Origin of the sequence: Streptomyces diastatochromogenes (assembly GCF_002242805.1) — a bacterium.
GTDB classification, from domain to species: domain Bacteria; phylum Actinomycetota; class Actinomycetes; order Streptomycetales; family Streptomycetaceae; genus Streptomyces; species Streptomyces diastatochromogenes.
In genome coordinates this window covers 133,337-156,476 of record NZ_MCGQ01000008.1, presented here as the reverse complement: position 1 = coordinate 156,476, position 23,140 = coordinate 133,337, and the positions used below count along the sequence as shown (strand labels likewise).

General features: G+C 70.5%; 31 protein-coding genes. 10 read left to right on the top strand and 21 right to left on the bottom strand.

Features of this window, described 5'->3' with window-relative positions:
- Window positions 1–73: 73 nt before the first annotated feature.
- From BEK98_RS09055 to BEK98_RS09015, 9 genes are all read right to left on the bottom strand, one after another.
- Window positions 74–328 (bottom strand): hypothetical protein, encoded by a 255-nt coding sequence (locus BEK98_RS09055; protein ID WP_094215896.1) that lies wholly within the window; start codon window positions 326–328, stop codon window positions 74–76.
- A complete protein-coding gene (locus BEK98_RS09050; RefSeq protein WP_094215895.1) occupies window positions 325–555 on the bottom strand; it encodes a hypothetical protein in 231 nt (76 codons plus the stop codon). The genes BEK98_RS09055 and BEK98_RS09050 overlap by 4 nt, the downstream gene beginning before the upstream one ends.
- Before the next feature lie 12 nt (window positions 556–567).
- Window positions 568–1,410 (bottom strand): peptidoglycan-binding protein, encoded by an 843-nt coding sequence (locus BEK98_RS09045; RefSeq protein WP_094215894.1) that lies wholly within the window; start codon window positions 1,408–1,410, stop codon window positions 568–570.
- 20 nt (window positions 1,411–1,430) lie between these two features.
- Window positions 1,431–2,081 carry a hypothetical protein gene (locus BEK98_RS09040; protein ID WP_094215893.1) on the bottom strand — a complete coding sequence of 217 codons (651 nt, stop codon included), beginning with the start codon at window positions 2,079–2,081 and terminating at the stop codon, window positions 1,431–1,433.
- Window positions 2,078–2,263, bottom strand: coding sequence for a hypothetical protein (locus BEK98_RS09035; RefSeq protein WP_094215892.1), 186 nt, complete (start codon window positions 2,261–2,263; stop codon window positions 2,078–2,080). Before BEK98_RS09035 ends, BEK98_RS09040 begins: the two co-directional genes overlap by 4 nt.
- 65 nt (window positions 2,264–2,328) lie before the next feature.
- The gene (locus BEK98_RS09030) at window positions 2,329–4,722 is read right to left on the bottom strand and encodes a hypothetical protein (protein ID WP_094215891.1); all 2,394 of its coding nucleotides are present in this window, start codon (window positions 4,720–4,722) and stop codon (window positions 2,329–2,331) included.
- A complete protein-coding gene (locus tag BEK98_RS09025) occupies window positions 4,709–5,545 on the bottom strand; it encodes a hypothetical protein (RefSeq protein WP_094215890.1) in 837 nt (278 codons plus the stop codon). The genes BEK98_RS09030 and BEK98_RS09025 overlap by 14 nt, the downstream gene beginning before the upstream one ends.
- Before the next feature lie 27 nt (window positions 5,546–5,572).
- Window positions 5,573–6,550, bottom strand: coding sequence for a hypothetical protein (locus tag BEK98_RS09020; RefSeq protein WP_244201802.1), 978 nt, complete (start codon window positions 6,548–6,550; stop codon window positions 5,573–5,575).
- Window positions 6,551–6,594: 44 nt separating this feature from the next.
- Window positions 6,595–7,116 carry a hypothetical protein gene (locus BEK98_RS09015; protein WP_094215889.1) on the bottom strand — a complete coding sequence of 174 codons (522 nt, stop codon included), beginning with the start codon at window positions 7,114–7,116 and terminating at the stop codon, window positions 6,595–6,597.
- 86 nt (window positions 7,117–7,202) lie between these two features.
- On the opposite strand from BEK98_RS09015, the gene BEK98_RS09010 reads away from it, so the two are divergent.
- Entirely contained in the window at window positions 7,203–7,592 is a 390-nt protein-coding gene (locus tag BEK98_RS09010) for a DUF3592 domain-containing protein (RefSeq protein ID WP_094215888.1), read from the top strand.
- A 359-nt stretch (window positions 7,593–7,951) separates the two neighbouring features.
- Window positions 7,952–8,239, top strand: coding sequence for a hypothetical protein (locus BEK98_RS09005; protein WP_143684093.1), 288 nt, complete (start codon window positions 7,952–7,954; stop codon window positions 8,237–8,239).
- A gap of 14 nt (window positions 8,240–8,253) precedes the next feature.
- Here BEK98_RS09005 and BEK98_RS09000 read toward each other — a convergent pair whose 3' ends face one another.
- The 7 genes from BEK98_RS09000 to BEK98_RS08970 form a co-directional block, all read right to left on the bottom strand.
- Window positions 8,254–8,541: a hypothetical protein gene (locus BEK98_RS09000; RefSeq protein ID WP_425276598.1), complete on the bottom strand. Its 288-nt coding sequence runs from the start codon at window positions 8,539–8,541 to the stop codon at window positions 8,254–8,256.
- Between the two features lie 116 nt (window positions 8,542–8,657).
- On the bottom strand, window positions 8,658–8,948 hold the full coding sequence (locus BEK98_RS08995) for a hypothetical protein (RefSeq protein ID WP_094215886.1): 291 nt from the start codon (window positions 8,946–8,948) through the stop codon (window positions 8,658–8,660).
- A 79-nt stretch (window positions 8,949–9,027) separates the two neighbouring features.
- Window positions 9,028–9,621 carry a phage tail tube protein gene (locus tag BEK98_RS08990; protein ID WP_094215885.1) on the bottom strand — a complete coding sequence of 198 codons (594 nt, stop codon included), beginning with the start codon at window positions 9,619–9,621 and terminating at the stop codon, window positions 9,028–9,030.
- Window positions 9,622–9,644: 23 nt separating this feature from the next.
- Window positions 9,645–9,980 (bottom strand): hypothetical protein, encoded by a 336-nt coding sequence (locus BEK98_RS08985; protein WP_306459774.1) that lies wholly within the window; start codon window positions 9,978–9,980, stop codon window positions 9,645–9,647.
- 314 nt (window positions 9,981–10,294) lie between these two features.
- A complete protein-coding gene (locus tag BEK98_RS08980) occupies window positions 10,295–10,483 on the bottom strand; it encodes a helix-turn-helix domain-containing protein (RefSeq protein WP_094215883.1) in 189 nt (62 codons plus the stop codon).
- Window positions 10,480–11,016 (bottom strand): hypothetical protein, encoded by a 537-nt coding sequence (locus BEK98_RS08975; RefSeq protein WP_143684092.1) that lies wholly within the window; start codon window positions 11,014–11,016, stop codon window positions 10,480–10,482. Before BEK98_RS08975 ends, BEK98_RS08980 begins: the two co-directional genes overlap by 4 nt.
- 50 nt (window positions 11,017–11,066) lie before the next feature.
- A complete protein-coding gene (locus BEK98_RS08970; protein WP_094215881.1) occupies window positions 11,067–11,540 on the bottom strand; it encodes a WhiB family transcriptional regulator in 474 nt (157 codons plus the stop codon).
- A gap of 49 nt (window positions 11,541–11,589) precedes the next feature.
- On the opposite strand from BEK98_RS08970, the gene BEK98_RS08965 reads away from it, so the two are divergent.
- Genes BEK98_RS08965 through BEK98_RS08955 form a run of 3 tightly spaced genes read left to right on the top strand, consistent with a single transcriptional unit; the run spans window position 11,590 to window position 12,804 of the window.
- The gene (locus BEK98_RS08965; RefSeq protein ID WP_244201801.1) at window positions 11,590–12,036 is read left to right on the top strand and encodes a helix-turn-helix domain-containing protein; all 447 of its coding nucleotides are present in this window, start codon (window positions 11,590–11,592) and stop codon (window positions 12,034–12,036) included.
- Window positions 12,037–12,052: 16 nt separating this feature from the next.
- Window positions 12,053–12,481 carry a hypothetical protein gene (locus BEK98_RS08960; RefSeq protein WP_094215879.1) on the top strand — a complete coding sequence of 143 codons (429 nt, stop codon included), beginning with the start codon at window positions 12,053–12,055 and terminating at the stop codon, window positions 12,479–12,481.
- Window positions 12,478–12,804, top strand: coding sequence for an antibiotic biosynthesis monooxygenase family protein (locus BEK98_RS08955; protein ID WP_094215878.1), 327 nt, complete (start codon window positions 12,478–12,480; stop codon window positions 12,802–12,804). Before BEK98_RS08960 ends, BEK98_RS08955 begins: the two co-directional genes overlap by 4 nt.
- Before the next feature lie 54 nt (window positions 12,805–12,858).
- On the opposite strand, the gene BEK98_RS08950 is transcribed toward BEK98_RS08955, so the two are convergent.
- Window positions 12,859–13,638, bottom strand: a complete 780-nt coding sequence (locus tag BEK98_RS08950) for a GntR family transcriptional regulator (RefSeq protein WP_094215877.1) — start codon at window positions 13,636–13,638, stop codon at window positions 12,859–12,861.
- Window positions 13,635–14,177 carry a GntR family transcriptional regulator gene (locus BEK98_RS08945; protein WP_094215876.1) on the bottom strand — a complete coding sequence of 181 codons (543 nt, stop codon included), beginning with the start codon at window positions 14,175–14,177 and terminating at the stop codon, window positions 13,635–13,637. Before BEK98_RS08945 ends, BEK98_RS08950 begins: the two co-directional genes overlap by 4 nt.
- 59 nt (window positions 14,178–14,236) lie before the next feature.
- Here BEK98_RS08945 and BEK98_RS08940 point away from each other — a divergent pair, with 59 nt between their 5' ends.
- Window positions 14,237–14,470, top strand: a complete 234-nt coding sequence (locus BEK98_RS08940; RefSeq protein WP_244201800.1) for a hypothetical protein — start codon at window positions 14,237–14,239, stop codon at window positions 14,468–14,470.
- A gap of 112 nt (window positions 14,471–14,582) precedes the next feature.
- Here the strand turns inward: BEK98_RS08940 and BEK98_RS08930 are convergent, their stop codons facing one another.
- Window positions 14,583–16,766, bottom strand: coding sequence for an NACHT domain-containing protein (locus BEK98_RS08930; RefSeq protein WP_143684091.1), 2,184 nt, complete (start codon window positions 16,764–16,766; stop codon window positions 14,583–14,585).
- A 93-nt stretch (window positions 16,767–16,859) separates the two neighbouring features.
- Window positions 16,860–17,120: a GntR family transcriptional regulator gene (locus BEK98_RS08925; RefSeq protein ID WP_094215873.1), complete on the bottom strand. Its 261-nt coding sequence runs from the start codon at window positions 17,118–17,120 to the stop codon at window positions 16,860–16,862.
- Window positions 17,121–17,252: 132 nt separating this feature from the next.
- Here BEK98_RS08925 and BEK98_RS08920 point away from each other — a divergent pair, with 132 nt between their 5' ends.
- From BEK98_RS08920 to BEK98_RS08910, 3 genes are all read left to right on the top strand, one after another.
- On the top strand, window positions 17,253–17,552 hold the full coding sequence (locus BEK98_RS08920) for a hypothetical protein (protein ID WP_094215872.1): 300 nt from the start codon (window positions 17,253–17,255) through the stop codon (window positions 17,550–17,552).
- Window positions 17,549–17,827, top strand: a complete 279-nt coding sequence (locus BEK98_RS08915; RefSeq protein ID WP_244201799.1) for a hypothetical protein — start codon at window positions 17,549–17,551, stop codon at window positions 17,825–17,827. Before BEK98_RS08920 ends, BEK98_RS08915 begins: the two co-directional genes overlap by 4 nt.
- 176 nt (window positions 17,828–18,003) lie before the next feature.
- Window positions 18,004–19,470 (top strand): alpha/beta fold hydrolase, encoded by a 1,467-nt coding sequence (locus BEK98_RS08910; RefSeq protein ID WP_094215871.1) that lies wholly within the window; start codon window positions 18,004–18,006, stop codon window positions 19,468–19,470.
- A gap of 138 nt (window positions 19,471–19,608) precedes the next feature.
- On the opposite strand, the gene BEK98_RS08905 is transcribed toward BEK98_RS08910, so the two are convergent.
- The gene (locus tag BEK98_RS08905) at window positions 19,609–21,876 is read right to left on the bottom strand and encodes a (Fe-S)-binding protein (RefSeq protein WP_094215870.1); all 2,268 of its coding nucleotides are present in this window, start codon (window positions 21,874–21,876) and stop codon (window positions 19,609–19,611) included.
- 207 nt (window positions 21,877–22,083) lie between these two features.
- Between BEK98_RS08905 and BEK98_RS08900 the strand changes: the two genes are divergently transcribed.
- The gene (locus tag BEK98_RS08900) at window positions 22,084–23,103 is read left to right on the top strand and encodes an MraY family glycosyltransferase (protein WP_094215869.1); all 1,020 of its coding nucleotides are present in this window, start codon (window positions 22,084–22,086) and stop codon (window positions 23,101–23,103) included.
- The last annotated feature ends 37 nt before the right edge of the window (window positions 23,104–23,140 follow it).

The following is a 23,140-nucleotide window of genomic DNA, read 5'->3' as shown; positions in this document are numbered from 1 at the left end:
AAGGGGCGGGGGGTGCGGGATCGGTCACGCGGCGGCGCCCCCTGCCGGGGAGGGCAGGGGGCGCCGGGGCGGGTCATCTGCGGGCCGCCTCCCACAGGGTCAGGGCGAGGGCCGCGCACGAGGTCAGTGCCGCCAGGGACGGCAGGGGCCAGCGGGTGCGTTCGAGGGCGTCGAGGCGGTCCTCGTGGTCGCCGAGGGTCTTGTCGGTCTGGTCGGCGCGCTGGAGGAGGAGGGCCAGGTCACCGCGGGTGGTGGCGAAGCCGACGTCGACCGAGCGGCGGAGGCGTTCGAGTTCCAGGGCGACTCCTTCCGCTTCACGGGTGGTCACGGCGACTCCTTCTCGGACGCCTTCTCGCACTCCTCCCCGCGCAGCCAGGAAGGCAGCAGCCGTTCCACCTCCGGGAGGGACATCAGGCGGGTCAGCGCGGCGGCGACCGCCACCACGCCGGCGACCGCGGGGGCGTCGCGGGCCGCGGGTTCCCCGGCGAGCAGCGGTACGAGGGCGACGAGGGTCTGTACGGCCGTCCGGAGGGTGCGGCGCGTGGCGTCGGTCATCGGTCGGCCTCCTCAGCTCGTGCGCGGCACCCGCAGCCGGTCCCAGCTCGCCCGGCCCGGAACCCCGTCGGCGGCGGCACCCGTGTAGCCGAGCTTGCGCTGCCACGCGGCGTACGAGCGGACGTCGGCCTCGCCCCACACCGGGCCGGGGCCCACCGCGTAGCGTCCGCATCCCTCGGCGACCAGGCGCTCGCCGACCGCCGTGACCAGGGCGCCGCGGCGGCCGGGCACGAAGTAGGCGGCGCCCGGGAAGGGTTCGTACGGCACCGGGCGCAGGCCCAGGCGGGCCTCGACGCGGGTGCGCATGCCCGGCATCGAGAAGGACGGGTCGATCTTGCGGCGGGTCCACTCCCGGTGGCCGACCACGCTCGCGGCGGACCAGCCGTGGGCGCGGCACAGGGCCGCCGACAGGCGTTCCACGGCGGCGAGTTGGGCGGGCGGGTACGGGTCGCGGCCGGTGCCCAGGTTCTCGATCTCGAAGCCGTAGAAGCAGGAGTTGCCGTCCACGGCGTCCGGGCCGGGGGCGGGCAGCGGGGTCCGCTCGGCGCGTACCGCGGCCAGGACCGCGGTGGAGCCCGCGCCGGCGTGGTTGGTGCGGCCGTAGCCCACCAGGTGGACCGTGCCGTCCTTGGTGACCAGGCCGACGCAGAGCGGGCCGGGCAGCGCCGCGGTGCCGTCCCGGCACAGGCGGAGGCTGTCGGTGCCGGCGGTGTGGTGCAGCATCACGCCGTGGACCGGGCCCCAGGGGCCCTTGTGGTTGCGGTTGTGGGTACGCCAGTCGGCGTGCTCGCGTAGGGCGACGCCTTCGTCGCGCAGGGCGCGGACGAAGGCGTCGGCGGACAGAGGTGTTGCCATGGGCGGATCTCCCGGTGGTTCTAGGGGATCGGGTCGATGCGGATGAACCGGCTGTCGAAGTTGGCCGTGTTGGTGGTCGCGCCCGAGCGGTAGGCGGGGGTGCCGGTGTAGGTGGCGCCCGGGGTCAGGCCGGTGACCAGGAACTGGGCGGACACCGACGCCTTGGAGGTGCTGTTGAGGAGCGCGGCCCGGTTGTCGTCGGCCGCCAGCACCACCGTGTTGGAGGAGTTGCGGATGTTGGCCGACATGAAGGAGGAGTAGTTGGCCACCGACGACCAGAGGTAGCCGCCGATGGTGACGAGGACCTGGCCGGAGGCGGGTGCGGTGAACGAGGCCGCCATCGGGTCGCCGACCGCGTTGTTGAGGGTCTCGGTGTACGTCGCCGTGGTCGTGTCGCCCGCATCGAGGTTGATCTTGTAGACCGGGCTCGGGGCGGCGGGCACCCAGGCCGAACCCGTGTAGTACATCAGCCGGCCCGGGGTGCCGATCCAGGCGAGCATCCCGGCGACCGGGCTGGTCACCTTGGCGTCGCGCGCGGCGGCGTCCGCGAAGCGCAGCACGGTACGTCCGTCGAGCGCGTCGGCGAGCGCCTTGAGGTGGGCGGGCAGATCGGCCGGGTCGGTCGCCTGCGGGTAGGGAAGGCTGCTCAGCGGGGTGTACTGGGTGCTCATGCGGGCTCCTCGGGTACGAGCGCGGACTGGACGGGACCGTCGACGACGACCGTGAGCAGGCCGTCATCCGCGGCCGGCGGCGCCTCATCGGGATCGGGACCGGGCGCGGCGGCCTCGGCGAGCTCGGCGAGCAGCTCGGGCGGGGGTTGTACGGGCAGTGGCTCGGGCGGGGTCTCAGACATGTGGGGGCTCCTGAAGGTCGGGCGGGGCGGACGGAGGCTGTACCGGCACCGGCCCCGGCGTGGATTCAGGCAAGTGCCGTCTCCTTCACGTCGTTCCAGGTGGCGTTGGCCACGAGCAGGTCCGCGAGGGTGGCGTAGGTCCTGGTGACGTCGGCGTAGGTGGCGGCCGGGGCCGGGGAGGGCAGGGCGGGGGTGTCCGGGGTGAGGCCGGTGTCCTGGGGGACGTCGTTCGCGCGGACTCCGCGCAGGCTGAGGGTCTGCTGGACCCCGCCCTCCGGGGACGCGGCGGTGGTGATGCCCACGACCCAGGCGAGCGTGTCCAGCGCGGCCCCGGCGGTGTCCACGAGGCGTACGACGTCGCCGAGCTGGATCCGCGGGTCGTAGAGCACCTGGACGTCCCCGAACACGGGCACCGGGTACTCGCCCGCGGCCCGCATCGCGTCCGCCAGCTGCCGCGCCGCCGTCACGTCCTGCACCCAGTCGCTGGCGTCGCCGTAGAACTCCTGGCGGCCGTACCAGCGTTCGCTCGCCGAGCCGGAGACGTACGACACCGCCTGCCGCTCCACCGGATCCTTGTCCGGCCGGAGCGGGACGATGCGGATGGACGGCTCGCCCTTCTGCGTGACCGTGTACAGCGTCTGGGCGGTGCGGTTGGTCAGCCGCAGCACGATCGTGCCGTCCTCGCGGCGCACCATCGCGTCCACCGCGCCCTTGATCGCCGGCGCCCCGGCCGCCCGCGAGGCGGACACCCGGAAGTTGGAGCCGGAGGAGATCACGCTGTCGTCGTCCGTGTCCGGCGGCCCGATGTCCAGTTCGTCCTCGCCGAAGGTGTACGAGACGGTGAGGGTGCCGCTGCCGGGGATCTCCCGGACCAGGCTGTCGACGACCGCGTCCCCGGCGACCAGCCCCACCGCGCCGTAGTCCTTGGCGGGCTGCACACAGAAGTTGCGGCAGGCGTCGATCTCCTCGGTGACGGTGAGCGCGGCGATGTCCCGCACCGACGTCAGGGTCAGGTCGGCCTCCTTGGGCACGGTCGCGAACCGGGTGAAGTTGCGCCACCGGAACCGGCCGCGCTCGTCCAGCTCGGCCGTCGACATGCTCGCCTTGGCGATCTGCCCGAGCGCCTCCCACTGCGAGCCCGACACCTTGGGGACCGTGCGCAGCGGCAGGATCGCCTCGTCCAGCTCGCCGGTCTTCGTCCAGGTGCCGGCCTGGGAGAACTCGCTCGCCGACGGCACCGCCGCGAGACCGCTGGTGACCTGTACGTTCTCCACGGCCATGGTGGTCACCAGGCGCACCTTGCGCAGTTCGGAGACCGGCTGCGGTCCGCTGGTGAGCGTGAAGGACCCGGTGGCGCCGGTCCATGTCGTGCCGTCCGGGGCGGTCATGACCGGGCGGACGACGGGCAGCGCGCTGCTCCCGCTGACCGTGGTCAGGTCGAGGAACACGCCGACGTGCCACACGCCCCGCTGCGTCTTCATCGCGGTGCCGTTGTCGCTCCAGACCAGACCGCTGCCCGGCACGGAGACATCGCTGCTGAGCGACCAGACGACGGCCTGCCCCTTGACGAAGTCCAGGGCGAGGGAGAGCGTGCCGACCCCGGTGCCGGTGCGGTTCAGGTCGACGTCCAGGCGGACGGTGTCACCGATGCCGACCGCGTTGTTCACCCACGCCTCGACGAACAGCCGGCTGCCCGGCACGGTGACCCGGCTGCGCGGGAACCAGGAGGCCGTCACCCCGCTCTCGCCGGGCGGCAGCCCCTTGGGCACCAGCGCCATCTCGAACGGCGCACCGGCCCGCGACCAGGTGTAGTGGCGCGGGTCCGGCAGGTCCTCCGGCATGCCGAAGGGGGTCGCGAACCCGCCGTGCAGGGTGGCGTGCACCAGGCTCAGCGGCTGGCCCGCGGTGAACCGGTCCGCGCGGGGCGGGGGCGAGGTGAGGATCCCGGCCTGGCGCAGCAGCTCGTCGACGCACCAGGTGGCGGTGGCGACCGGCCGGCCCCAGTACAACCCCGTGTACGGGCGCGGGAGTTCGGCCGGTGCGCGCAGCCGCTCGGCGCCGTCCAGGGCGGTGAGCTGCACGCTGTCGGTGCCGGAGGCGGCGCTGCGGTTGCGCAGGGTGCCGCGGAAGACGGGCAGCGTGCCGCCGCCGCCCACGCCCGCCTCGTGCACGACGGTCTGGCCGGGGCGGGCCAGGTCGCCGGTGGCGTGCGGCGCCCACGGCGAGTAGAGCGCGGGGGCCGGCTGGGTGCCGTCACCGCCGAGCTGCAGGGTGAGCTGGGCGGCCGAACTGCCCGAGAAGGCGCGCATAGCGGCCGGCAGGTCGGTCGCGTACGACCGCTCGACCTGCCAGGACTGCACCTGCGCGGAGACGTCCCGGCCGCCCAGCCGGGTGGTGTGCGTGACGGTGCGCTCACCTGCCGCGAGGGCGTTCTTCGTCGTCTGGTCAGCCCGTTGCACCGGTCACCTCCACCAGGTCGACGCCGACGTTCCGGTACGGCAGCGGGCGGCCCGGGGTGTCCGAGTAGCCGGTGACGGCCAGCTTGGGCAGCCCGTCCCCGGGGACGTCGTCGGCGGCGCCGTCACCGCCGTACGTCAGGCAGGCGCCGGCGAGGGAGTAGGCGCCGGCGGCGCCGGTCTTGGCGGTGGGGGTGAGGTGGGTGGCGCCCGCGGGCACGGTGGCCGTCACGTACGGCCCCGTCGTCGACGTCGAACTGAGATACGTCCCGTCGGCCTTCTTGAAGTCGATGCCGACGGACACCGTGCCGAGGGCGGCGAACGCGGTCGGGGCGCGGAAGGACACCCGCAGCCCGGCGGCGGCCGGGAAGTTCCCGCTCCACGGCACGCAGCGCCAGGCGACCTGGCCGGTGGCGTCGGCGGCGGTGAACGCGAAGACGCCGGGGGTGGTCTCCGTGACGGCTCCGGTGGCCGACACCCTGAACCACTGCGCGAGCCCGCTCGCCCCGGCCGGCCCCCGGCCCGTGGCCTGCGCGGGCTCCAGGACGTTGCCGGCGGCGGGGTCGATCAGCACGAGCGGGCCGACGCCGTTGCCGCCGCCGTCGACACGGCGGGCGAGCCGGTCGAGGACGCGCGCGGTCTGCGGCTCCAGCATGTCCCAGCTCAGCTTGACCCGGCGGACGGGCGGCGCGGTGCGGGTGAGGGTGATCCGGCCGGAGAGCGCCTTGAACTCGGTGACGCCGAGGTCGGCGGCGCGCTCGAACGACTTGGCCGCCCGGTCGATCTCGTACAGGGCGCCGGGCGGGCCGATCCAGAGGTTGCCCATGAACTCCTCCTTGTTGAGGGCCGGTTGTCACCGGCGGGCGAGCTGCCGCTGGCCGAGGAACACGGCGCGGGCGATGGTCTGCGCGTCGACCTGGACGACGACGGGCCGCTCGGCGAGCCGCTCCACGGCGGCGGCCAGGCGGTACAGGCCGCCGCCTGAGCCGAGCACCCGGTCGAGCTTCGACAGCGGGATGACGGCCTCGGACTCGCCGGCCTCGCCGAGCAGCGCGAGGGTGCCGCCGGTGCGGGCGGGCACGATGCCGCCCTGGGCGAGCGCGGGGATGTTGGGCAGCATCGGCAGGTTGATGCCGAACTCACGGCCGCCGAAGTGGGGCACCCAGCCCGGGATCTTCACATGGATGCGGTTCAGGGCGCCGATCATCGCGTTGAGGCCGCTGATGTAGGCGCGGGGCAGGGCGGTGAAGGCGTTGATGATGCCCTTCATGACGGACTTGATCGGCCCGGCGTGGTTCTTGATGGCCCCGTAGATGGCGTTCCAGGCCCACTTCACGCCCTTGGCGAGGGCGGCGGAGATCTTGTCCATGTTGATGAACTGCGAGATGAGCGGCGCGAGCAGGGTCATGATCAGCCCGAAGGCGTTCGCCTTCATGGCGGTGTTGAGCCCCTTCTGCGCGAGGGTGGCTCCCTTCAGCCCCGTACCGAACCCCTTCATCGAGGTCCCGCTCGTCGTCGCCTTCTTGCCGGCGTCGCCGACGGACTTCTCCACGGCGTCGGACTGCCGCTTGACGTCACGCAGGGCGTTCTTGGCGTTGTTGGAGGAGGACTTGAGGTGGTCGAGGGAGGTCTTGAACTTGCCGGTCGAGGTCACGGACGCGCCGAGGGCGCCCTGTGCCCCCTTGGACGCGGACTTGATGGAGTCGATGCTCTTCCCGCCCTGCGCGGCGGCGCTGTGCAGCTGACGCGCGGACGACGACGCCTGTGTGGCGGCACTGCGGAAGCGGGCGAGGGACTGGGTGGCCGTGGCCAGGCTGCTGGCAAGGGACACGGGAAGCTCCTTCCTGAGCCGGAGGTACCGGCCCGATCGGGGGGTCAGGCGATCTGGGACGCGGCCTGCTTGGCCTCCTTGTGCAGATCGCTCAGCGACCGCGTGAGGGCGACGGCGGCACTGCGCATGCTTTTCAGGCGGTCCACGTCGATCTGACTGACCGCCACCTGGCCGCCCGGCTTCGGGGCGGAGCCCACGCCCAAGAACTTCTCGCTCTTCAGTTCCAGGCCGATTCGGTCCAGCAGCTTCTTCCCCAGCACATCCCAGTTGAGGAGCTTGTTGAAGCCGAGGGTCGCCACTACCGCGACGGTGGCCGGAAGCCATTCCTTCTTGAGCAGGTTGCCGATGACATCGGACAGGCCGGTCAGCGGCGAGAGCTGCTCCACCAGGCTCGGCTTGTCCTCCTCCTTCTTCTTTTCGTCCCCTTTGCCGCCTGCGGGTTTGCCGAGGCCTTGGATCGCCTTGTCGAAGTGCGCTTTGGTGACCCAGGTGTCCTGTCGGCCGGCCAGGAGCGTTTTGACTTCGACGACTTTCTCGTAGACCTCTTCATTGGTGCGATTGGTCACCTTTCCTCCTGCTTCCGATGGGGTGGGCGCATGGCCTAAGGTTTCGTGACGGCTGAGGTGCCGGTGACGCTGGAGGGGTGGGGAACGTGCTCGACGGGCTGCGCGAATACGGGCCGGCTGTCCTGATCTTCGGAATCCCAGTTCTGGCCGGGGCGATCCTGTTCATCTGGCGTGACGGAGCGCTGCGGCGCCGGGGAGTCACCGTTCGCGCCCGGTGCGTCAATCAGGGCCGGAACAAGGACGGGGAAGTGGCTCTGCGGCTCCAGTACGAGGTCGATGGCGCGCAGTACGCCATCACGACCCAGCACTACACGTTTCCTCCGGCGGGAATCGGCCAGACGGTGGACGTCATTTACGACCCCGTGCACCCCTCGTTCGGGCAAATGGCGTCGGAATTGGGCCGGGGTATCGTCCCGTGGATCGTCGGCGGCATCGCGAGCGTGCTGCTCGTGCTGACGGGGATCTCCTACCTCTGACCCCCTCACGCAGGAGGTCGAGATCCGTGATTCCGTCAAGCTGTCGACGGGAATCTCGTACCGATTCACGCCCGTTGACGCGAAGTCCGGTTCCGCTTCCCGGGACTTTTCTGGAACCCCACGCGGATTCAGTGATCCACAGTTCTCGCCGGGGGAGCACATTCTCATAGACTTCGATCCCGGCTACCAGCTGTTCTTCTATCCCGCGGGCAGGTTTCCGCGAGTCCGCCTCTGGCCGGTCGCGCTGGCCGCAACGGTGATCGGCGCCGGGACGGCTGCCCTTGGAGTGTTCAACCTGCTGTGACACCTCTCGCGCGGCGTGTGTGACGACGGTTTCGAAGATGGGGAGGCGAGGGATCGTGCTCGGTGGGCTGCGTGACTGGGTACCGGACATCCTGTTCTTCGGAGTACCTTCGCTGGCCGGTGCGCTTCTTTTCATCTGGCGCGGGGAAACCCTCCGGCGCAGGGGAGTCGTCACCCGTGCCACATGTGTGAACCAGGCGCGTGACGCGAAGGGCCTGGTCACTCTTCGCTTGAATTTCGAAGTTGACGGCACGCATTACTACTGCACCAGCGGCATCGTCCCGTGGATCGTCGGCGGCATCGCTACGGTTCTGCTTCTGCTGGCAGGGATCTCCTACATCTGAGAAGTCGGCCCTTTTCAGGCGAAGAACCGATGGATCTCCCCGAGCGAGGGCAGGGCGTCACCACGCTGTTCGGGGCCGGCCTCGTCCTCGGTGTCCGGCGCCTGCCCCGGTCGCGGTACCGGCCGCGGATACTCCGGCGGCTCGCTGTCCTCGTCCCGGTTGACCGTCGCGAACATCCAGTTGGCCTCGGCGAGTTGATCGACCGCCGCGGCCAGCAGGTGGTCCGTCACCGACCACTCCGCGGCCTCCCCGTGCAGCTCGCGCAGCAGCGCGCTGTCCCGCGGCAGATGCCGGACCAGCACCGCGAGCCGGCGCGAGGTGAGCCGGCCGCGGTGCCAGTCCAGGAGGTCGACGCCGTAGTGGCGGAGCAGGTCCGCCTCCAGGGCCTCGGCGTGCTCATCGACGAGCGCGCCGAGGCTCAGCCTTCCCCCAGGCCGAGCCCCGTCTCCTTGCCGTAGGTCTCCAGGATCGCGGCGATGTCCTGCATGGTGACGTCGTGCTGCTCGAAGCGGGCGAACTGCTCCTCGCCCAGCAGGAGTCGGAGCAGCCCGTCCACGTCGTTGTCGTCGAGGTCGCGCAGCTTGCGGGCGGTGGTGCGGGTGAGTTCGGTCGGCAGCGTGAAGCGGTCGCCGTCCAGGGCGAAGGACCAGTCCCGGCCGAGGGCTTCCAGGCGCTGGGCGCGGGCGGCGTTGACGTCGAAGGCGGTCATGTGGGGCTCCCTGTAGGTGAGGTGGGGCGCGAGCCCGGCGTGTGCGCACACGCCGGGCACACAGCGGGGGGTACGGCGATCAGGCCAGCGCGGCCGGGTCGTTGACCAGCCAGGTGGCCAGCGGCTTGGTCGGGTCGTCACCGGACAGCGCGGTGAAGGTGACACCGAGCTTGACCGCGCCCGACCGGCTCAGCGACAGCTCCTCGACCTCGGAGACGGCGCCGTACGGGATCACCAGCCGGTAGCGCAGGTCCTTGGTGCCGTTGTTGTCGGTGAAGTCGATGGCGAGGGCGCGCTGGTCCTGGCCGCCCGGGGCGCCGGAGATGTCGATCTTCTGCGCGGTGGTCTCGGTGGTGGACCCGGAGGCGACGATCGAGGACGACGGCACGCCCAGGTAGAACGGGAAGGTGTCCTTGTTCATCTGCAGCAGCTGGAACTTCAGCGTCAGATCCCGGTCGGAGAGCATGAAGCGGGCCGGGGCCATCGACTGCCAGGTGTCGACCGGGTCGTTCTTGTCCTTCTTGTTGAACTTGACCCCGTCGGACGAGGTGAAGCCCAGGTTGACCCACGGGGCGGCCAGCGCGGTGGTCTCCTTGACGGTGGTCCCGGCCGGGGCCCACCAGACGTTGCCGGTACCGGCGATGCGGATCTCGGCGTTCTTGAAGCCTGCCATGTGTACTCCTCAGTGTTGGTCGGTCATGCCGGGCGGATCGAGAGCCGGAGCGTGGCGAGGTAGCGGTTGCCGGCCGGCCGGTTGTAGTCCGGCAGCCAGCGCGGGCCGTCGGCCTCGTCCACGTCGGTGACGAGCGCGGTGCCGTACTGCGTGCCGGGCAGTTCCAGCACGCAGGCGCGGGCCGCGTTGGCCGTGACGAGCGCGGTGGTCTTGTCCGGCCCGTACACCTCCAGGTCCACCAGCGGACGGTCGAGGTGGAGGTCGTCGATCCAGGCGCCGCCGGCGCGGGAGACGAGGACGACCTGCTGGGTGCCGTCGAACCCGGCGGGCGGCCGGTTGTCGACCGTGGTCCCGGCCATCTCGGTCCGGTTCTTCAGGAAGTCGACGACCAGCCGCTCCACGTCGGGGAAGTTCAGGATCGCCACATGGACGCTCCCTTCGGGGAGATACGTGGTGATGCGGGAAGAAGGGCCCGGGTTTCCGGGCAGCAGAAAGCGGCAGGTCCGCCGCCCGGGATGTGGGCGCAGCTCTGCCGCTGCATTCAGTGTGACGGGGTGGCGCAGATCCTGCAACTGACGTTGTTTCAGGGGTAGTTGGGACGCGCGAGGGCCCCGCCGCGATCGTGCGGCGGGGCCCTGGTGCGTGCGCGTGCGACTGCCTCGTCGACGAGTGGTCAGCGACCGGCGCGGGCGCGGTACGTCGCCCGCTCGGCGGCGAAGACGTCCTCCAGCCGGTACAGCTGGCGCCTGCCCTGGGTGCCGGCGGGCCGCAGATGCCCGCGCTGCACCCACTTGCGGATGGTGGCCGGGCTGACACCGGCCTCGGCGGCGGCCAACTCGGCGGTGATGAGAGGGGTGTTCACGAGGCGACCTCCGCTTCCGCTTCCGTGTCATGGCCCTTGCAGGCGGGGTTCACGCACCGCACCTCGGCCCGCTCCGGGAACGCCCGCAGCGAGACCGAGTCACAGGCGGGGCAGCGCCCGGGCAGCCGGACCAGTTGCTCGGGGTCGCCGAGGGTGCGGGCGCAGCGGGCGGCCATGCGCCGGGTCTCGTCCTCGACGTGCGCGGCGAGGACGGGGTCGGCGGCGACCCGCTCCAGCAGCCCGGCGATCCGGCGCAGCCGCACCGGCACCGGGGCGGGTGGCACGGACCGCAGACCGAGCCGCTCCCGCACGGCCTCCTCCAGCTCGACGACACCGTCGGTGATGTCGCGCAGGGCATCGGAGACGTGCAGCCGCACGGGAGCGGTCGTACCCCCGACGGCCCCGCCGCCGCGCCGTTCCCGCAGCCCCCCGTGGGCTGCGGGCGCCAGCTCGGCGACGAGTTCGGGAAACCGCTTGAGGAGCGAGCCGATCCACACGGCGGCTCCGGCGTCCGGGACAGCCGTACGACTCATGCGACTCATACGACTCGTACAGCTTGTACTGCTCATACGGCTCGTACTGCTCATACGGCGACCACCCGCCCGTTGCGCCACAGCCGCCCGCCGCTGACGCCGTCGAACCAGTTGTGCGCCGGATCCACTATGGCCTCGCACTCCCGCCGGATCGGACACTGATTGCATGCGCGCAACGTACGGCGGGCGTCGGAGGGGTTCCGGGTGAAGACGAGGCGGGGTGGAAGGTTTGCGCAGGCCGCAGCCCTGCGCCAGTCGAGTTCGCTGGTCACGTGTGGTGCCTCCCAAAGCAAATGGAATATTTGTTCGACACGTGCGAACGATCGCCAGCGTGACACCGTGCGAGCGCGAGCGCAAGCGTTTAGCGGTGCCAGTGTGACGGAATGAGATGTGTCGGTCGCCCTTAGTGCCGACTCTCCGGCGGTGCGTGCACTCTCGGCGCGCGGTGTGCGAACATGTGTTCGAAGGTTCGAAGGTGAGGTGAAGGTGTGAAAGCTCCTTGCGCGCGTGCGCGCACCGAACATGTGCGCGCGCGATCGGTACCCTGCTCCCTCGACGAGGGGAGAGCGGAGCATGGCGTCGAGCCCACGTATGGAGCGCCTGGAACGCACCGACGGACTCGAGGAGTTCGCCGCATGGGTCGAGGACCTGATGCGGCAGCGCGGTTACGTCATCGACGGACCGCGCGGCGGTGGCAAGTCCCGGCTGGCGGACGACGCGGGGGTGCACCGGGCGGCAGTCACCCGGCTCCTGCAGCGGCAGAGCATGCCGGACCTGGAGACGATGCGCCGTCTGGCCGGCGTGCTGGGCGTACCGCTGCGGGACATGCTGATCCGCTCCGGACGCCTGTCGGAGGAGGACCTGCCGCTGGAGCCGGTGCCGGGCGGGAGCTGTCCGCCGGCGGGCCGGATCAGCCCGGAGGAGGCGGCCCGGCGGATGGGGGTCCCGGAGGATCTGCGCGGCCTGTTCGCGAAGGTGGCCCGGCAGTTCCTGCCGGAGGGCGGTTCTGGCGGTTCGTAGCGGAAGGAGTGCGCGGATGGCGAGCGATGCGGACCGGATCGACCAACTGCTGGGCGCGCTGCTGATCGAACTCGGCGAGAAGATACGGCAGGCCGGCGCCGAGGGCGTCCGCATCCTGACGGACGAGGAACTGCAGCGGTCCCACCTCCAGTGGTACCGCATGGGCTGGGAGGAACACGCGAGAGCGGTCCGCCCTTACGGCCCCTCGCCTTCCGCCACCGCTCCTCCACCGCCACGCCGGGGCGACGCCTCCCTGGGCTCGCCTCCACGCTCCACAGGTTCCTCCTCGTCGGCGGACTCCTCCTCCGACGCGTCCCGCCCATCCGGCCACCCCGCCGACCCCGACCCCCTGACCGAGGTGGGCCGCCTGCTCAGCTTTCCCCGGCCCGGGCGAACCCACCTGCCTGAGCCGGACAGGGGGAGCCGAGGCAGGATGGACCCATGAGCGTAGTGAAGATCAACGTGCTGACCGTGCCCGCCGAGCAGCGGGAGGTCCTGGAGAAGCGGTTCGCTTCGCGAGCCCACGCCGTGGAGAACTCCGACGGCTTCGAGTGGTTCGAGCTGCTGCGCCCCGTCGAGGGCACCGACACCTACCTCGTCTACACGCGCTGGCGGGACGAGGAGTCGTTCCAGGCGTGGATGGAGGGCCCGATGAAGTCCGCGCACCAGGGCGGCGGCGAGGGCGCCGAGCGCCCCAAGCCGGCGGCCAGCGGTTCCACCCTGTGGTCCTTCGAGGTGGTGCAGCAGGCGGGGCCGAAGGGCGAATAGCGAACAGGTCGCTGCGGCCTGTAAGCGGCGAGGTGCAGTACGAGTCCCGTCCCGTCACTCCGGCGTGAACTCGTACTGCAACTCGTAGAGATGCCCGGCTTTCACCATGGCCGTCACCTCGATGGGACGTCCGTGGTCCGTGTAGACGACACGAAGAGTGCACAGGACGGGCAGGCTGCTGGGCAGGCGTAGCGCCTGGAACTGTTCCTGCGTGGGCACGCGGGCCGAGACCCGGTCCACGCTCCGGCGGGCCGGATGGCCGAGTGACGTCAGGAGTGCGGGAGTCCCGCCCTTGATCCTGCGGTGTTCCATCAGTGGCGTGCCCCGGGCGATGTCCAAGGGGTAGTAGGACTTGACCAGTTCGGCCGGTTCGTCGTCGACCAGCAGGATCTGGCTCCGGAGCAGGACCGTACTGTCCTCCGGAAGGCCGAGGGCGGTGCGGACGTCCGCGGGTGGGCGGGTCTCTGCCACGTCGAGGAGGGTGATGTGGGCGTCCGCGCCGTGCTTCTCCGCCTCGTTGAGCCAGGGGTACGCCTCTCCGGCGGCGGCCGGTGCCAGGGAGGCGGCTGGGTGTGCCGTGCGTTGCCGGTGCTCCCGGACCGTCACGGCCGCACCTGCGCGCCCGACCACCAGGCCTTCGTCCTTGAGGAGCTGGAGCGCCTTCTGGACCGTGGCGTTCGAAGCGTCGAATCGGTTCCTGAGCTGTGCGGTCGAGGGCAGGTTGGCTCCCGGCCGCAGCTCGCCGCTCATGATGTCGTCGCGCAGGTCGGCAGCGATGCGCTCGTGCAGCGAGCGGCGGTCGTGGGCGTCCGGTTCGGCCTTGGGCACGGTCATCCGATCCTGATCTCGTAGCGCAACTGCTGTCTCTGCGCGGGCATCACCATACGGTCGACCTGGATCGGCCGGTCGTCGTGGTCCAGGGTGAGCCTGGTGAGCCGTAGGACCGGCTCTGTCGGTGCCATGCGCAGTGCCTGCTGTTCCTCCTCCTCGGGCAGGCCGGCCGTCACGTCCTCGCGTACGAGGACGCCGACATGCCCGAGCCGTACCAGCAGGGTGACGGCTCCGCCGGGGATCTTGGCCTTGTCCGCGAGTCCGGTACCCCGGGCGATGCCGGTGGGGTAGTAGGTGTCGGTCAGCTCGTTCGGTTCGTCGTCGAGAAGGATCAGACGTCGCCGTACGACGACCGGCTCTCCCTCCGGAATCCCGAACAGCCGCGGCACGTCGGCAGGGGCGGACACCTCTCCGGCATGAAGGATGCGCTGAGACCCGCGCCGGCCCTGGCCTGCCGCGTCCTCACTCCAGGCGTCGCCCTGGCCTTTCTCGCGCGGCGTCAGATACGGCATCGAGGTGCTGACCCACCTGCTCGCGCTCACGGTGTCCTCCCCTGCGACCGGTTACGGCGTCGACCTTGCCGCTTTGCACGGTAAGCGGCTTGGTCGGACGGTCCCGGCCATCAGCGAGCCCGATCGGAACTGAGGCCCGCACCGCTCCTGCACACCGCAGCCCGTACGGGCTCGACACGCCCCTCGACGCCACCGCCGCCAGAGCCGTACGGCCATACGTGATCGCCCATGAACAGCAGGAGTGGCGGCGCGAGTTGGCGCTGGCATCGCTGGGTCAGGACATGCCCGGCCCGTACTGGATCCACGGGCTGGAGGTCGCGTGACCCAGCCGCCGCGCCTGCTGCCCTGGACCGGCTCCGGGGGCAAGCCCTGTTACCTGATCACCGACGTCCGCGACGGGCCGCTCTCCCGACTGGCCGACGCAACGGAGTCCGTTCAAGGTCGGCGTCCCGCGAGATGGCGCTGGAGGTCGACGTGGCGGAACTGGTACACGGCTCCCACCTGTCGCAGTACGCCTCGCCGCTCGTGGGCGTCGGCCAGGAAACTCATGAAATGACAGGGCACGCGCCCCAGTGCCGCCAATCCGACCTGTGCTATCAGGAACTCCAACCACACCGACCGAACGACTCCGAGCATGAGTCCGAACGGGAGCCCGTACCCGAGTCCCTGCGGGAGCTCGAACGCAAGCGCGGTCGGGAGGCTGACCCTGTACCCGAGCGCGAGCGCGAGCACGATGACTAGCGCGAGCGCGAGTGCGAGTACCCCTGTGAGCCCGCCCGCGAGCGTCATGACCGAGAAGGTGCGGCGGTCCCGAGCCAGCACCGCGCCTGGTCCCACTGCCTTGTCCAGGTCGGGGTGTACTGACCTGAGCCCGCCCATGAACCCGCCCATGAGCCCGGCCGCAAGCCCATTCGTGAGCCCGATCGCGAGCCCAAAGTCGCGCCCGATCGCGAGCCCATTCCAGACCCCGGTCACGAGCCCGAACCCGAGCCCGGCCGCGAGCCCGAAAATGAGCCAGGATTTCCCCCTCCAGCTCCAGCGGATCCCTGAACTCGGGTTTCTGTCTTTGGCGGACGAGGTGATCAATGCCGCCCCCGCTGCGCACGGGAGCCCGAACAGAAGCCCGTTGGTGAGTCCGGCGCTGAGTCCATATGTGAACCCGCTGGTGAGCCCGAACGGGAACCCAAAGCCGAGCCCGCCCGCGAGCCCGCCGATGAGTCCGGCGGTGAGGCCGACCGCGATCGCTACTCCGTGTTTGGGGAGGGCTTTGGGGAGTTGCCACCAGGCGAGGTTGGGGGTGCCGTCGAGGGTGTGTTGGAGGTGGCGGGCGAGGAAGGTGAGGGTGCGCTGGGCTCGTTCGGGACTCCAACGGGTGGGGTGAAGAGGATGGGGGCGGTAGGCGGCGGGGATGAAGGCGGCGAACAGATGGGTGTCGATGTCCGCGCGGGAGGGGAAGCGGGCCTGGTCGAGGAGTTCGTCGGGGTGGGCGAGGTCGACGAGGTGCTCGTCGGGGCGGGGGTTGTAGATGGTGCGGGCCAGGAACAGTCCGAGGGGGGTACTCAGTGCCTGGGAGGCGGGGATGCCGGTGCCCAGCGAGGCAGTGACCCGGCTCCAGCGTGCGGCGGCCCCGGTGCCCGGGCCGCCGGCGTCGCGCTCCAGATAGGCGGCCGCTTTCGCGGGATCCAGTGGAAGGAGGCGGATGCCTGCGGCTCCGTTCAGGAGCACGGTGGTCCCCGCTGGTGGGGTCAGAGCGCGGCGGTACTCGGCGATGCGGCTGGAGAGCACCAGCGGCTGCCTGGCTGGTAGTACCTGGTTGATGGCCTGCAGGGCCCGGGCGCGCACGGCTTCGGGGAGTTCGTCCAAGCGGTCGAGGAGGGGCAGGATCAGCCGCTGCTCAAGCAGGGCGCATGCCTGGGTGCCTGGGCTGGGTTGTGGGGTATCGGCGGGGACTGGAGTCTGCAGGCCGGGGTGGTCTCGAGTGAGTTGGTCGGCCATCCATGAGTACAGGTCCTGTCGGGCCGGGTCCCATGAGGCCAGGGGGAACAGGACCGGGACGGGGCCGCCGGGCGGACGGTGTTCGAGCAGGGCCAGGAGGAGGCGGATGAGTAGAACGGTCTTCCCGGCGCCGGGCTCGCCGAGGACCACCAGGCGGCCGGTGGGGACGCCCTCGAAGACCCGGGCGATTTCGCCTCCCTTGCCGGCCAACCCTTTCGCACTGACAGCCCAGGCGGAGTTGGCAGGGGGCTGGCCTGGCCAGTCCCCCACCAGCTCCCTCAAGTGCGACCATGACTCGACCAGGTCCGCGTCGGCCGCCACCCATTCGACCGGCAGCGGGAAGGGGTCGTTGAGGCGGCGTACCTGCGCCTCAGCCTCCCACTGCTGGCGCACCCCATGGGCGAGTCCGTCAGCGACCTGGTTCACAGAGGGGACAGGTTCCGGTGCCGTCCTACCGAGGCGGAGTACGTCCCTCAGCGCGGGGAGCACGGCCAGCAGGGCGGTGAATGCGGAGACTCCGGTGACCAGCTTGCGGGCTGCGTGGCCGCTTGCGAGGTACCAGGCCAGGAACGTCACGACCAGCAGCGCATAGAGCGGTCCCAGCCACATCGGTACACGTCTCACATGGTGATCATGCGGGACCCGGGACGGCAATCCCAGGATTTCGCCGCCGACAGCGCCGGACCGGTGACGTGCTCTGGCTGGTTCCGGACGAGTCTATGCGGGCGATTCGGTTTCTTCGGCGGGGCGCTTCGCCACGAAGGAGCCGAGGCCGACCTCGGCTCGGATGAGTCCCTCGGACTTGAGGTGGGCCAACGCCTTCTGCGCTGTCGAGGTCGCGATGCCGAACTCGGTGGAGAGTTCGACGACGGACGGCACGCGGGCACCCTCGGGGTACTCGCCGCTGGCGATCCGGGCGGTGATGGCCTCGGCCACTTGGCGCCAGACAGGGCGGGTGCGGTCAAGCTCGGGGGTCATGCGGTTGACGCTAAAACTCTGCGGTAGACCGCGCGACCGCGGTAGACTGCGGTATACCTAGCCAAGCGAAAGCCTCGGCGACGGTTGCAGCCGCCCCGAGGCATGGCCGCCAGCTGAATTGGAGCTGATGACGTGACCGACCTTATCCGCCGCCTCGCCACCTGGGTGGGCCTCCTGCTCTTCCCTCCTGGCGAGGAACCCGTACCGGACCCGACATCTCCCGCCGTCCCCTGGCCGACCCAGCCTCTGCCCCTCCCACGCCACCGCAGCCCGTACGGGCTCGACACGCCCCTCGATGCCACCGCCGCCAGAGCCGTACGGCCATACCTGGTCGCCCATGAACAGCGGGAGTGGCACCGGGAGTTGGCGCTGGCAACGCTGGGGCAGGACATGCCCGGCCCCTACTGGATCCACGGGCTGGAGGTCGCGTGACCCAGCCGCCGCGTCTGCTGCCCTGGACCGGTTCCGGGGGCAAGCCCTGTTACCTGATCACCGACGACGGCGACGGGCCGCTCTCCCGACTGGCCGATGCCACGGAGTCCGTTCAGCTCGGTATGGGTGGCCAACTCCTCGACCATGCCCGGGAGATCCTGCCGGACACCCCGCCCGGCGAACTCCGTTTCCTCGCCGAGTGCTTGACCAAGGCCCTCGACGACGCCCTGCGAGTCGCGGAGAGCCGGGGCCGGCGGCTGGAGCGGTTGAACTGAGCCGAGCCGTTCACTGGGCCCCGCCTCCAGTGCAGCGCGGAGGGCGTGATCCGTTCGGCCGTCCTGCCTGGCACCGTGTCAGATCACGCAGAAGCATGTTCCTGACCCCGGCCGCGCAGCCCAGCTCAGGAGACGCCATGCACCGTAGCCCAGATCGACATGCGTGGAGGCGGCCGGTGCCGCGGAAGTGTTGGCTGCTTCTGCTGTCCGTCGGGATGATCGCAGGTGCGCTCGCCTCCGGCAGCGCGCGGGCCGCCGATGGTGTCGGGTCCGCGGATCGGCGCTGCGACAGGACGCCGACCGACATCAGTGTCGAGGACAACTACCTGGACTTCCTGGTGCCGCCCGGGCTCATGCCGGACCCGCAGTTCACGGATCGCCCCGCGAAGATCCAGGTCCACCGCGTCCAGCCGGTGTACGCCCACGGAAGGTGCTCGAACGTTCCGAGCAGAGCCGCGGTGCTGGTCCACGGCCGGAGCCTGCCCGGCACACCGGTGTTCGACCTGCGACAACCCGTCGCCAGGGGTGAGACGCTCAGCATGCAGCAGGCCCTCGCCCGGGCGGGGATCGACACCTTCGCCCCGAGCCTCCTCGGCTACGCCCGCTCGACGCGGTTCGACACCGGGCTGGACGATCCCGGCAACGCGAGCCTGAGGCCGTATCTCCCGGACGGCTCCTGCCCCTACCCCGAGGGGTGCGACCGCAGCCACCTGCCCTTCTTCCACCTCGACCAGCAGGGGACGCTGCTGCTGAACAACCCGCTGGGCGGGGAGCGGGTCGCGCACTCCAGCAACTCCCGCTTCGGCCGCACCGATGTGTGGGTGCGCGACGTCCGCCAGGTCATCGACGACGCGATCGAGCGGGCCAGGCCGACGGACGGCAAGGTCACGCTGGTCGGCTACTCGCTCGGCGGGACCACCGTCGGCCGGACCCTGTACGCGGCCAACCCGGTGCTCCCCGGCAGCGACGCCGTCATCGCCAAGGTCAACCGGGCCGTGTACTCGTCCTCGCTCTTCGGCACACCGACCGAGGAGGCGGCACCGGCGACGGGCTTCACGAGCTTCCCGACGAACCTGTCCGTCCGGTCCACCAGTGACGCCACCTGGGCGATGCCCCAGGACCGGGACGTCGCCTGCACCGGCCACACCGTCCCGGGCAGCCAGGAACAGATGTGGAACCAGCTCATGGAGGAAGATCCGGTCGGCAGAAGCTGGGGAGGGACCGACCCCGCCCAGCCGACCGGGGTCAACCGCACGCCGACCTTCTCCAGCTACGGCTGGAACTCCACCGTCGCGCACCAGCAGACCACACCCTCGCTCGTCATCGACGGCCTCGACGACACGACACCGATGGCGACACCGGCCGATTCGAGGGCCCTGTACGACAGCCTCGGCACGTCGAAGAAGGTGCTGGTGCAGGTGCAGTGCGCGAGTCACGCGATGCTGTGGGAGGGCTGCTCAGGGCCGCGCTGCACACCGCGCACGGGAAAGCCCTACGGCACCGCCGCCGGCCGCGTCTGGCCCGGCCCCCACGCCACGGCCCAGGCCGCGATCACCGAGTGGATCAAGAACGGCACCTTCACCGGCGCCACGAACGGACGCTTCACGGTCGACGAGAGCGGCGTCGCGCATCCCGCCCCGTGACGGCTGCGGCATCCCGCTCCGTGACGGCCGCGGCAGCCCTCTCCGTGACGCGTGGCCCCGGAACACGACGGCGCCCCCTGCCTGTGCGGGTCAGGGGGCGCCGTCGGGTCGTACAGCCGGAGTGTCGTACAGCCGGCGTTACTTCACCGGCTCCGGCTCCGGCTCGTTCTCCGGCTCCGGCTCGCCCGCCGGGTCGACCGGCGTCTTGACGGACTCCAGGAGCAGCTGGGAGACGTCCACGACCTGGATGGACTCCTTGGCCTTGCCCTCGTTCTTCTTGCCGTTGACCGAGTCGGTCAGCATGACGAGGCAGAACGGGCAGGCCGTCGAGACGATGTCGGGGTTGAGGGAGAGGGCCTCGTCGACGCGCTCGTTGTTGATGCGCTTGCCGATCCGCTCCTCCATCCACATCCGCGCGCCACCGGCGCCACAGCAGAAGCCGCGCTCCTTGTGGCGGTGCATCTCCTCGTTGCGCAGGCCCGGGACCTTGCCGATGATCTCGCGCGGGGGCGTGTAGATCTTGTTGTGGCGGCCCAGGTAGCACGGGTCGTGGTACGTGATGATGCCCTCGACCGGCGTCACCGGGATCAGCTTGCCCTCGTCCACCAGGTGCTGCAGCAGCTGGGTGTGGTGGATGACCTCGTAGTCGCCGCCGAGCTGCGGGTACTCGTTGCCGATGGTGTTGAGGCAGTGCGGGCAGGTCGCGACGATCTTCTTCGCCGACTTCGGCTTCTTCGTCGACTCGTCCTCGTCGTCCTCGCCGAAGGCCATGTTCAGCGCGGCCACGTTCTCCATGCCGAGCTCCTGGAACAGGGGCTCGTTGCCGAGGCGGCGGGCGGAGTCACCGGTGCACTTCTCGTCGCCGCCCATGATCGCGAACTTCACGCCCGCGATGTGGAGCAGCTCGGCGAAGGCCTTGGTGGTCTTCTTGGCGCGGTCCTCGAGGGCGCCGGCGCAGCCGACCCAGTACAGGTACTCGACCTCGGTGAGGTCCTCGATGTCCCTGCCGACGACCGGGATCTCGAAGTCGACCTCCTTGGTCCACTCCAGGCGCTGCTTCTTGGCCAGGCCCCAGGGGTTGCCCTTCTTCTCCAGGTTCTTGAGCATCGTGCCCGCCTCGGAGGGGAAGGCCGACTCGATCATGACCTGGTAGCGGCGCATGTCGACGATGTGGTCGACGTGCTCGATGTCCACCGGGCACTGCTCCACGCAGGCGCCGCAGGTGGTGCAGGACCACAGGACGTCCGGGTCGATGACGCCGTTCTCCTCGGCGGTGCCGATCAGCGGGCGCTCGGCCTCGGCCAGCGCGGCGGCGGGCACACCGGCCAGCTGCTCCGCGGAGGCCTTCTCCTCGCCCTCCACGGTCTTGCCGCCACCCGCGAGCAGGTAGGGCGCCTTGGCGTGGGCGTTGTCGCGCAGCGACATGATCAGCAGCTTCGGCGACAGCGGCTTGCCGGTGTTCCAGGCGGGGCACTGCGACTGGCAGCGGCCGCACTCGGTGCAGGTGGAGAAGTCGAGCAGGCCCTTCCAGGAGAACTGCTCGACCTGGGAGACGCCGAAGACGTCGTCGTCACCGGGGTCGGTGAAGTCGATCGGCTTGCCGCCGGAGGTCATCGGGAGCAGGGCGCCTAGGGAGGTCTCACCGGTGGCGTTCCGCTTGAACCAGATGTTCGGGAAGGCCAGGAAGCGGTGCCAGGCGACACCCATGTCGGTCTTCAGGGCGACCGTGATCATCCAGATGAAGGAGGCCGCGATCTTCACGCCCGCGAAGAGGTAGGTGAGGTTCTGGAGCGTGGAGACGTCCATGCCCCGCAGCCACGACACCACCGGGTACGAGAGGAAGAAGGACGCCTCGTAGCTGTCGACGTGGTGCTGTGCGCCCTCCAGCGCGTGCAGCATGAAGATGCAGATGCCGACGGTGAGGATGACGGCCTCGACGAAGTACGCCTGGCCGAAGTTGGAGCCGGCGAAGCGGGACTTGCGGCCCGGCTTGTTCGGCTTGCTCAGCTGGCGGATCACGATCAGGACCGCGATGCCGAGCACGGTCATCGTGCCGATGAACTCGACGAAGATGTTGTACGGCGCCCAGTCGCCGATGATCGGCAGGATCCAGTCGGCCTGGAACAGCTGGCCGATGGCGTTGACGATCGTCAGCAGCAGGGAGAAGAAGCCCACCGCCACGAACCAGTGCGCGACACCGACGATGCCCCAGCGGTTCATCCGGGTGTGGCCGAGGAACTCCCTGACCACGGTGACGGTGCGCTGCACGGGCTCGTCGGTGCGGGTGCCCGCGGGCACGTTCTGGCCGAGCCGCATGAAGTTGTAGATCTGCAGGAGGGCGCGGGCGAACAGGGCCACGCCGACCACGATCAGAACCAGCGACACGATGATCGCGGCGAGTTGCATTTCGGGGCTCCTCGGGCCTGCGAGGGACTTCGTCGAGAGACATTACTAAGCGGTAACTTATGCAGTCCGTCTGAGACTACCCGCATCTTTACTCGCACTGTAGTCAGGGGCGAGGTGATCTGGGTCGCTGAGGGGAGCCTGAGCAGGCCAGGCAATCCGATCGTGTTATTCGTACCGAATTGCTACTTTCGGGCCTAACTTAGAGCCGTGCTCTACGGGATCGCCGCGGCCTCCGCCGCTCTCCTCCTCACCGCCGTGCTCGCGGCGCTCCTCCGGGTGCCCGCTCTGCGCGCGGGGATCGTCGACCGGCGCCGGCAGCGGCCCCTGCCGGCGCTCGGAGGGGTCGCCGTCGTGGCCGTCACCTGTCTGGTGGCCTGGGCGGGGGTGTGGACGAAGGTCGCCCCGCTGGGGGACGGGGTCGCGGAGCTGCTGGTCGCCGGTGCCGCGGTCGCCGTGCTGGGGCTGGTCGCCGACGTGTGGCGGCTGCGCGCGCGGGTGCTGGTCGCCGGTACGGCCGTGGCGGCGGCGTGCGTGGTGCCGTACGACGAGACGGGCGTCTGGGGCGGGATCCTGGCCGTGGGCTGGATCGTCTTCGCCTCCGTCGCCTTCAAGGGGCTCGACCACGCCGACGGACTGGCGGGCACGGTCGGGGTGGTCGCCGCCTTCGGGACGGGGGTCTGTGCCGCCGCCGAGGTGATGGACGGGCTCGCGGTGCTGCTGAGCGTGTTCGCGGCCGCCCTCACCGGGTTCCTGATGCACAACTGGCATCCTGCGCGGGTCGGAATGGGAGCCTGCGGATCGTTGTTCACCGGGTTCCTGCTCTCCTCGGCCGCCGTCTTCACGCGCGCGGGGTACGCGCTCGGGCCGACCGCGGGTGTGCTGTTCTGCCTCGGTGCCGTGGCCGCCGGCGACTTCCTGCTCGTGGTCCTCGCGCGCGCGACGGCCCGCCGGCCGCTGCTCAGGCGCGGCCCGGACCATCTCGCGCACCGGCTGCGGCGGCTCGGGCTCACTCCGCCGGGGGCCGTCGTGCTGCTCGGCGCCGGGTCCTTCTCCACGGTGCTCGTGGGGGTGCTCGTCCATGCCGGGTGGACCGGGGACGGGGCTGTGCTGTGGGTGGCGGGAGGGGTGCTCCTCGTCGTCCTCGTACTCCTTCGCATCCCTGTCCAGCCGCCCCGGCGTACGGTATCCACGCAGGTCAGAGGGCAGTTGCGTGTAAGGAACGGATAAGAGTTGAGTCCGTCCGACTCAGGTCTGTTGACCCATC